Source organism: Motilimonas sp. 1_MG-2023 (genome assembly GCF_030547455.1).
Lineage (GTDB): Bacteria > Pseudomonadota > Gammaproteobacteria > Enterobacterales > CBDFNC01 > Motilimonas.
In genome coordinates this window covers 24,046-33,493 of sequence record NZ_JAUOPX010000047.1, presented here as the reverse complement: position 1 = coordinate 33,493, position 9,448 = coordinate 24,046, and the positions used below count along the sequence as shown (strand labels likewise).

9 protein-coding genes are annotated in these 9,448 nt (G+C 43.9%); 1 reads left to right on the top strand and 8 read right to left on the bottom strand.

All coding sequences use genetic code 11. The features are described 5' to 3' along the window. Nucleotides 1-216 precede the first annotated feature (216 nt). Both recX and recA read right to left on the bottom strand, forming a co-directional pair. Entirely contained in the window at nt 217-684 is a 468-nt protein-coding gene (gene recX, locus Q4519_RS18555; RefSeq protein ID WP_232803420.1) for a recombination regulator RecX, read from the bottom strand. Beyond that, nucleotides 665-1,723: a recombinase RecA gene (gene recA / locus Q4519_RS18550; RefSeq protein ID WP_232803421.1), complete on the bottom strand. Its 1,059-nt coding sequence runs from the start codon at nt 1,721-1,723 to the stop codon at nt 665-667. The genes recX and recA overlap by 20 nt, the downstream gene beginning before the upstream one ends. Nucleotides 1,724-1,984: 261 nt before the next feature. On the opposite strand from recA, the gene mutS reads away from it, so the two are divergent. Next, nucleotides 1,985-4,552: a DNA mismatch repair protein MutS gene (gene mutS / locus Q4519_RS18545; protein WP_303514841.1), complete on the top strand. Its 2,568-nt coding sequence runs from the start codon at nt 1,985-1,987 to the stop codon at nt 4,550-4,552. Nucleotides 4,553-4,704: 152 nt separating this feature from the next. On the opposite strand, the gene rpoS is transcribed toward mutS, so the two are convergent. From rpoS to ispF, 6 genes are read right to left on the bottom strand one after another with little or no spacing between them, the layout of a single operon-like run. Beyond that, on the bottom strand, nt 4,705-5,667 hold the full coding sequence (gene rpoS, locus Q4519_RS18540; protein ID WP_303514838.1) for an RNA polymerase sigma factor RpoS: 963 nt from the start codon (nt 5,665-5,667) through the stop codon (nt 4,705-4,707). A 45-nt stretch (nt 5,668-5,712) separates the two neighbouring features. Then, entirely contained in the window at nt 5,713-6,582 is an 870-nt protein-coding gene (locus tag Q4519_RS18535; RefSeq protein WP_303514835.1) for a peptidoglycan DD-metalloendopeptidase family protein, read from the bottom strand. Beyond that, nucleotides 6,579-7,211 (bottom strand): protein-L-isoaspartate(D-aspartate) O-methyltransferase, encoded by a 633-nt coding sequence (locus Q4519_RS18530; protein WP_232803425.1) that lies wholly within the window; start codon nt 7,209-7,211, stop codon nt 6,579-6,581. Before Q4519_RS18530 ends, Q4519_RS18535 begins: the two co-directional genes overlap by 4 nt. Next, nucleotides 7,205-7,951 carry a 5'/3'-nucleotidase SurE gene (surE, locus tag Q4519_RS18525; protein WP_303514832.1) on the bottom strand — a complete coding sequence of 249 codons (747 nt, stop codon included), beginning with the start codon at nt 7,949-7,951 and terminating at the stop codon, nt 7,205-7,207. The genes Q4519_RS18530 and surE overlap by 7 nt, the downstream gene beginning before the upstream one ends. After that, nucleotides 7,932-8,969 carry a tRNA pseudouridine(13) synthase TruD gene (gene truD, locus Q4519_RS18520; RefSeq protein WP_303514831.1) on the bottom strand — a complete coding sequence of 346 codons (1,038 nt, stop codon included), beginning with the start codon at nt 8,967-8,969 and terminating at the stop codon, nt 7,932-7,934. Before truD ends, surE begins: the two co-directional genes overlap by 20 nt. Further along, nucleotides 8,966-9,445: a 2-C-methyl-D-erythritol 2,4-cyclodiphosphate synthase gene (ispF, locus tag Q4519_RS18515; RefSeq protein WP_232803428.1), complete on the bottom strand. Its 480-nt coding sequence runs from the start codon at nt 9,443-9,445 to the stop codon at nt 8,966-8,968. Before ispF ends, truD begins: the two co-directional genes overlap by 4 nt. Between the last annotated feature and the right edge of the window lie 3 nt (nt 9,446-9,448).

Genomic DNA, 9,448 nt, shown 5'->3' with positions numbered 1-9,448 from the left:
ACATGAATATCACGGTGAAACACCAGGGAAAAGTAAACCGAGCTATTTCAAAATCGGATAATAAACATTTATCCGCCCATGGCTGACTAAGCTGAGCAACCGCTCCCCACTGACAAAATTAAATGCGCACACTCAATATGAATATCACGGTGAAACACCAGGGAAAAGTGGTCAGCTCCTGTCTGAACGAATATTCGTCAGCGCAGCCTGATACAGCTAATCGCTAGTTGCATAACGAACTTGCTCACTATCAAAGCCACGATAATAGAGATATCGCTGCCTTTTTTGCCTACTTTTATAGTCATCTGGCTGTGGAGTGGGATATTTACGTTGATACAAACTTTTTGCTAATTCAAACCAATCAAGATCTAACTCATCTAAAGCCAAGCTAATTAAGTCGTTATCAATTCCTTTTTGTTTCAATTCCATTTTAATTCTGTTTAGACCTAAACCTTTGCCCGCTTTAATACGGATAAAGCTTTGCGTGAAACGTTGGTCATTAACATAATCACTGTCGCAACAGTAAGTTATCACTTGATTGATATGAGCAGAGGGGAAATTACGTTGTTGCAGTTTTTGTTGCAGCTCTAGACGAGAGTGCTCTCGCCTAGAGACCAAGTTTATCGCGGATTGATAAACTTGGTTATAGCTAGCAGTTTGATTATCAATCAAGCTCTGCTTCATCTTCTTCTTGAGCTGTCACGGAGGCTGCTTTCAAGTCATCTTTAGGCTTAGGTAACAAAGCATCGCGCAATAAGCCTTCAATTTCTTGTGCGATATGTGGGTTTTCAGTTAAGTAGCGACAAGCATTCGCCTTACCTTGACCGATTTTATCACCTTTATAAGAGAACCAAGCACCGGCTTTTTCGATTAACTTTTCTTTCACACCTAAATCAATCACTTCGGCTAGCATGTTAATACCCGCGCCATATAGGATTTGGAATTCAGCTTGCTTGAATGGAGGTGAAACTTTGTTTTTAACCACTTTTACGCGCGTTTCATTACCAACCACTTCATCGCCTTCTTTTACCGCACCGATCCGGCGGATATCTAGACGTACAGAAGCATAAAATTTCAGAGCGTTACCACCTGTAGTGGTTTCTGGTGAGCCGAACATCACCCCGATTTTCATCCGAATTTGGTTAATGAAAATACATAAACAGTTAGTTTGCTTGATATTACCTGTTAGTTTACGTAATGCTTGCGACATCAGGCGCGCTTGTAAACCAACATGCGAGTCACCCATGTCACCTTCAATTTCGGCTTTTGGGGTTAATGCTGCAACGGAGTCAATCACTACCACATTGACGGCACCAGAGCGCACCAACATGTCACAAATTTCTAACGCTTGCTCACCGGTATCAGGCTGAGAAATAAGCAGTTCATCTACATTTACACCTAACTTACGCGCATAAATAGGATCTAAAGCATGCTCAGCGTCAATAAAGGCACATGTTTTGCCCTGTTTTTGTGCTTCTGCAATTACTTGCAGTGTTAGGGTTGTTTTACCAGAGCTTTCTGGGCCATAAATTTCAACCACGCGGCCATAAGGCAAACCACCTATACCCAACGCGACATCCAAGCCTAAAGAGCCTGTTGAAACAGATTCTATGTCCAGCATCGCAGCAGCGCCATCACCAAGGCGCATAATTGAACCTTTACCAAATTGCTTTTCTATTTGGCCTAATGCTGCTGCTAACGCTTTTTCTTTATTTGAATCCATTTGCGACTCCACTCAGGGTAAAAATTAGAAGTAATTGGCTTTAGTATACTGTGGTTTCGTACAGTATCAAGAGGAATTTTAACTGTATATAAATTCAGACTTCTGCTGAAACTATATTTTAAATACCTATAACCATCAGCCAACCTTAACAAATCACTAGTCGATAAATCTATTTCTCTTTCACTGTATCTTTGCGAACGAGTTTGATTCCAGTATCCTTAGCGCCTTGCCCTACGGAACACAGCAGAGAACGGCCAAACTATGACAAATAAAACAACCCCACAACACACGCCAATGATGCAGCAATATTTAGCATTAAAAGCAGAAGCGCCTGAAATTTTGCTGTTTTATCGTATGGGTGATTTCTACGAACTGTTTTTCGATGATGCGAAAAAAGCCTCTCGCTTACTTGGCATATCATTAACCAAACGCGGCCAGACAGCAGGACAGCCGATCCCTATGGCAGGCGTGCCTCATCATGCTGTTGAAGGTTACTTGGTAAAACTGGTACAAATGGGTGAATCAGCAGCTATTTGTGAGCAAGTTGGCGATCCCGCCACCAGCAAAGGCCCCGTAGAGCGAAAAATTGTTCGTATCATCACTCCCGGAACCGTAAGTGATGAAGCGCTATTAGAAGATAATCGCGATAACCTGATTAGCTGTGTTTACCAATCGCAACAAACTTTTGGCCTCGCTACTTTAGATATCACTAGTGGCCGTTTCATTGTCAACCAATTTGAAAAAGAAGAGACCCTACAAGCAGAGCTACAACGTCTCGATCCGGCTGAATTGCTTTACCCAGAAGACTTCCAATATATTCAATTGTTCGAACAAAGACGTGGGATCCGTCGTCGACCAGAATGGGAGTTTGAACTACAAACAGCTAAGCGACTATTGACGCAACAATTTGAAACGCGAGACCTAGTGGGCTTTGGTGTTGAAGATGCCCATGTTGCACTCTGTGCTGCAGGTTGTTTATTGCAATACATAAAAGATACCCAGCGCACCGCATTACCTCATATCAATTCGATTTCGTTAGAGCAGAATCAAGATGTAGTCGTTTTAGATGCTGCCACACGTCGTAACTTAGAGCTGACACAAAACCTAGCAGGCGGCTTTGATAATACTCTCGCACAAGTGCTCGATAATACCGCGACCGCGATGGGTAGCCGTTTACTTAAACGTTGGATCCACCAACCAAGCCGCAATCTAAACACTTTAGCGCACAGGCAAGATGTTATTACAGAGCTATTAGATTTATCCCTTTATAGCGAAACCGCCGACCTTCTAAAAAACATCGGCGACATTGAGCGGGTTCTCGCACGCCTAGCGTTAAAAAGTGCGCGGCCTCGCGATCTGGTTAAATTAAAAACAGCGTTTGCCACTTTACCCGATTTGAACCAGCTATTAGCTGATTCTGATAGCCCATTGCTACTCGCGCACAGTCAACGTATTGGTAACTACCCTGAGTTAGCAGACTTATTGCAGCGTGCCATTATTGATAATCCACCGGTACTGATTCGAGATGGCGGTGTGATAGCGCTCGGCTACCATGAAGAGCTGGATGAGTGGCGCAGCTTATCTAAAGGGGCAACCGATTACTTAGCCGAGCTTGAAGAGCGTGAAAAACAGCAAACAGGCATCGCTACGTTAAAAGTGAGCTATAACCGCGTTCATGGCTATTATATTGAGGTAAGTCGTAGCCAAAGTGAGCAAGTTCCACCTCATTACGTACGTCGTCAAACGTTAAAGAATACCGAACGCTATATCATTCCAGAGCTAAAAACCTACGAAGACAAAGTACTCATGAGCCAAGGTAAGGCACTAGCACTTGAGAAAAAGCTCTATGACGAATTACTCGATTTGCTGCTACCTTTTTTAAGCGCGTTACAAAAAACAGCCATCGCGCTATCTGAACTGGACGTATTTGCCAATTTTGCCGAGCGAGCGGAAACATTACACTATGTAAAGCCGACGCTAAGCCATGACTCAGGGATACGGATCAGCGCAGGCCGCCACCCCGTGGTCGAACAAGTGACCAATGAACCTTTTATCGCTAATCCTGTTGAACTGAGTAAAGATCGCCGCATGTTGATTGTTACCGGTCCCAACATGGGCGGTAAATCAACCTATATGCGGCAAATAGCCTTAATTGTATTAATGGCCCATATCGGCTGTTACGTACCGGCAGACAGCGCGGTTATTGGCAATGTAGATAGAATTTTTACGCGCATAGGTGCCAGTGATGACTTAGCTAGTGGCCGCTCGACCTTCATGGTAGAAATGACTGAAACCGCTAACATTCTGCATAATGCTACTAGTAGCAGCTTGGTATTAATGGATGAGATCGGTCGCGGCACCAGCACATATGACGGTATGTCCCTCGCTTGGGCATGTGCCGAACACTTAGCGCAAACTACGAAGGCCTTTACCTTATTTGCTACCCACTATTTTGAGCTCACTCAGCTGCCAGAACTGATGCAGGGACTCGCAAATGTGCATTTAGATGCGGTTGAACACCAAGACAGCATCGCATTTATGCATTCAGTACAAGAAGGAGCTGCCAGTAAGAGCTATGGCTTACAGGTTGCCGCCCTAGCAGGGGTGCCGCAAAAAGTGATCAAGCAAGCAAAACAAAAACTGCATCAGCTCGAAACACAGGCGGATCAACCAAAGTCACCCACGACATCTGCGCCTAGCCAACCGAGCCTGCCATTTGCGGTAGAAACTGAGCACCCAGCGGTCACTCAGCTCGCTCAGATAAACCCAGATGAACTTTCGCCTAGGCAAGCCCTAGACCTTATCTATCTACTTAAAAAAGCGTTATAACGCGCGAGGTTTGAAATAGCCTTAATATTGTTGACGTCGAAAGCATTCGACTTGACAGATTCAAGGTTCGAGTTCATAGCAACAAAAAAGCCACAACATTCCGTTGTGGCTTTTTCATTTAACTAAAACGTCAATGAGAAAACGAGTTAGAGTTACTCACGAAACAAGGCTTCAATATTCAAGCCTTGTTGTGTCAGTACGTCTCTTAAACGACGCAATGCTTCTACTTGAATTTGTCTTACTCGTTCACGAGTGAGCCCTATTTCACGACCAACATCTTCAAGTGTTGAGGCTTCGTAACCCAACAAACCAAAACGACGAGCCAATACTTCACGCTGTTTCGCATTTAACTCTTCTAGCCAATGCACTAGGCTAGAGCTAATGTCATCGTCCTGCGTACATCCTTCTGGACCACCCGCTTTTTCATCAGCAATCACATCGAGTAGTGCTTTGTCTGAATCGCCACCTATGGGTGTATCAACAGAGCTAATCCGCTCATTCAAACGCAGCATTTTATTGACATCTTCAACAGGACGATCAAGTTTTTCTGCAATCTCTTCGGCTGTGGGTTCATGATCGAGACTATGGGCAAGCTCACGTGCAGTGCGAAGGTAAACATTAAGCTCTTTCACCACGTGAATAGGGAGTCTGATAGTACGCGTTTGGTTCATGATGGCACGTTCAATGGTTTGTCGTATCCACCAAGTAGCATAAGTTGAAAAACGGAAACCGCGCTCAGGGTCAAATTTTTCTACAGCACGAATTAAACCTAAATTGCCCTCTTCGATTAAGTCTAATAGGGCTAGACCGCGATTGTTGTAACGCCTGGCTATTTTCACCACTAAGCGCAGGTTACTTTCAATCATACGTTTGCGGGCAACTTCATCACCGCGCAGGGCTCGTCGCGCGTAGTAAACTTCTTCTTCCGCTGTGAGCAAAGGCGAGAAGCCTATTTCACCTAGGTAAAGTTGGGTGGCATCAAGATTTTTAACTTCTGAAGCGACCATTAATTCTTCGTCGATTTCTTCTTCAACATCAAGAGCTATTAACTCTTCATCATCAACTAGGTCTAAGTTATCAGTCTTTACTTTTACTTTTTGTGTAGTGAGATTCATACTGTGTTCTCCCTAACAGTTGCAGTACAAAGTGTACTGCTACGGTTATTTTTTTGGTAAAAACCGTAGTGGATCTACGGACTTACCGCGGTACCTAATTTCGAAATGAAGCCGGACATCTGTTGTGCCTGTACTTCCCATTTCAGCTATGAGCTGGCCCACTTTAACCGTTTGCTGCTCTTTAACGAGCAACTTATCATTATGAGCATAAGCGCTAAGATAATCGTCATTATGTTTGATGATAATTAACTTACCGTATCCCCTTAAGGCGCTTCCGGCATAAACAACTTTGCCATCAGCAGATGCTTTAACAGACTGATTACGCTTGCCGGCAATATCTATGCCTTTGTTTCCTAATTCCGCAGTGGAAAAGCCTTGAAGAATTTTCCCTTGGGTTGGCCATTGCCAATTAGAAATCTTATTACTTGCTACGTCAGTTGTTGCATTTTTGTTCTTATTTTTTTCAGCGTATTCTTTTCTTTTTTGCTGTTCAAGTTTTTTTTGTTGATTTTTTTCATTTATGCTTTGATCGGTTTTTGTTTCGGGTTTGGCGTAAACTTTGCTAACCAACTGGTTTTTATTGCTACTGGAACCGGTTCCAGCAGTTTTATATTTTGCCGGTGGAATTTTCAGCTTTTGTCCGACGAAGATAGTATAAGGGGGCTTGATTCGGTTGTATGCGGCGATATCTTTGTAATCTTTACCTGCTCGCCAAGCAATACCAAACAGTGTATCTCCCGCCTTAACCTTATATATAGGTTGTGACATTTGACCATAATTTTTCTGCTGGTATTTGCCCGCATTTTTAACAGGAGCAGGTGAATGATTGGAACTACAAGCTGAAATGAATAATACCCAGCCACACACAAGGACTATGTGTAAATGACGCACTAAGCAAACAGAAAATAATCTCAAGCTAACTCACCATTAATTAAAGGAACAAATCTCACCATTTCGATGGTTCGGCTAACAAACCCGGTTTCATCACGAGTGATGACCTTCAACATTTGCTCTGTATCTCCAACCGGGATCACCAAACGCCCTCCCTCTTTCAATTGCCCTAATAATGCTTCAGGTACCGAGCTTGCAGCTGCGGTCACAATAATGGCATCAAAGGGCCCTTTGCTTTGCCAACCTTGCCAACCATCACCGTGTTTACATGACACATTATGGCAATCTAGTCGGTTTAACTTACGCCGAGCTTGAAATTTTAAATTTTTAATCCGCTCAATGGTGCAAACTGAGTCAACCAGCTGAGATAGGACGGTTGTTTGATAGCCCGAGCCAGTCCCCACCTCTAAAATATGCTGGGGAGCAGATTCTAATAACAGCTCTGTCATCTTGGCGACAATATAAGGCTGTGAAATCGTTTGCCCTTGTCCAATGGGCAACGCAGTATTCTCCCAAGCTTGGTGGGAAAAAGCCTCATCAACAAACCAGTGACGAGGTGTCTTTGCCATGGCATCCAAAACCGATTGATTGGTTATTCCCATTATCTGTAACGTTTTGGCTAACGCTAAGCCTGCTGGGGTAACTTCTAGCATCTACTCTCACCCCATTGTTGCTTCATTCTCACTAATGCAGACTGATGTGTTAGATCAATGGTTAAAGGTGTCACAGACACAAAACCACTATTAATGGCATGAAAGTCTGTTCCCTCACCGGCATCTTGCGTTTTACCTGGTGGACCAATCCAAAATATATCTTTTCCGCGTGGGTCTTGTTGTTTCAGCACAGCCTCTGCGCGATGGCGACTACCTAAGCGTGTTAGCTTAATACCTTTAACCTCATTTATCGGTATATCGGGTACATTTATGTTGATCACTTGAGCTTCTTTCAAACCAAACTGCTGCAGCTTAGCAAGGATTATTTTGCAAAAATGAGCCGCGGTTTCGTAATGCTGATCACCCACAAGTGACACTGCCAAGGCAGGTAATCCAAGAAATCGACCTTCTGTCGCAGCAGCAACCGTGCCAGAGTAGATAACATCGTCACCTAAATTGGCCCCTTCATTAATGCCTGCAATCACAATATCAGGCTCTTGTTCAAATAATTCATTGATAGCTAAATGCACACTGTCTGTTGGCGTGCCATTAACGCTATAAAAACCATTACTCAATAATCGTAATCTCAATGGCGATTCTAGGGTCAATGAATTACTGGCCCCACTATGATTACGCTCGGGCGCAACGGTTGTCACTTGGGCGATATCATTTAACGCAGCAGACAAACAGGCGATACCGGGTGCAAACACACCATCATCATTACTCACTAAAATTCGCATGGTTTTCCTGCACTTCCACTAGTTCACGGATCACACTGGTTGCATAACAACCCGACTCAAGATAAAAACTCACAACCATATCATTGCCTTCGGCATGGTAGGTCAAAGCTTCTGGCAAAATAAACAAAGCACGTCGTTCTTGTTTTAGGCCGTTCGCTTCAAGTCCCTGCTTTAGCTCTTCTTCATCAGCCAAAGCCGCGAGTTCAAACACTTGCGCATCAAGGTTAGCAGCCAACTCCCCTTTGCCCCAAAGTGGGCCAGTTAATTTAATATTTTGCTGCGCTAAGCGCTCTGCTAAGGTGGAATCTTCAGCATCCGTGGTAAAGTACGACCGACTTCCCATCAGACCACAGCAATCACCCGGTAAAACCGTAAACGCTAAGCCTTGCTTAATGCGTTGTGACACAACTTTATTAAATAAATAGCTGCGCGCAGCTGATAAATACATGCCTTTTTTAAAGCGATCTTTTACCTTGCGGCCATTAAACATTGCCTTTGCGGCGGCAATGTTACCACCGTTAAAACCAAATCTTTGTTCACCAAAGTAATTCGGAACCCCTTGCTTAACTTGCTCCAAGCGCTCTGTTAAGGCAGCTATATCTGAAACATCGCGCAGACGGATAGTAAAAGCATTGCCTGCTAGGGCGCCGGTTTTCAGCTTTCGGTTGTGGCGAGTAATAGACAGGATCTGCACTAAATCACTATTTAATTCACTAAAGTCCGGCGTTACTAAGCCAGGAATATGCACAGAAAAGGTCTGTTCGGTAACACCACGACGGTCTTTTAAACCAGCGTAAGTCACCATTTTGGCAGGCAGACCGGCTATTTTGGCGATTTGCTTGGCAACAAATTGGGTGTTTTCATTGCGCTTTTGCAACCGAATAAATACATGCTCACCGTCCCCTGTCGCCGCAAAGCCAAGGTTTTCTGTAACCACAAAATCTTCAACTTCGGCCTTAAATTGTGCATTAATTTCCGGCTTGCCGTAGAGATAGCTCCAGTTCATTTCAACGCTCATAAGACTTTCACCAATAGCACCACACAATGGCAAGCAATGCCTTCTTTTCGCCCTGTAAAACCTAACTTTTCTGATGTTGTCGCTTTCACATTAACTTGTGATAACTCAGCTTCTAAATCCTGTGCTAGACAAACACGCATGCTATCGATATGAGGGGCCATTTTAGGGGCTTGAGCAATAATAGTGACATCAAGATTGCCAATCTGATACCCCATTTGTTTTACTTTATTAAACACATCACGCAACAAAATTCGGCTATCAATGCCCTTAAATTCAGCATCCGTATCAGGAAAGTGACGACCAATATCGCCAAGGGCGAGCGCGCCAAGTAAAGCATCGGTTACCGCATGCAAAGCCACATCACCATCCGAGTGAGCGACTAACCCTTGCTCGTAAGGTACTGCTACCCCACCAATAATTACGGGGCCATCGCCACCAAATTTATGTACATCAAAACCATGTCCAATTCGTACCATGGA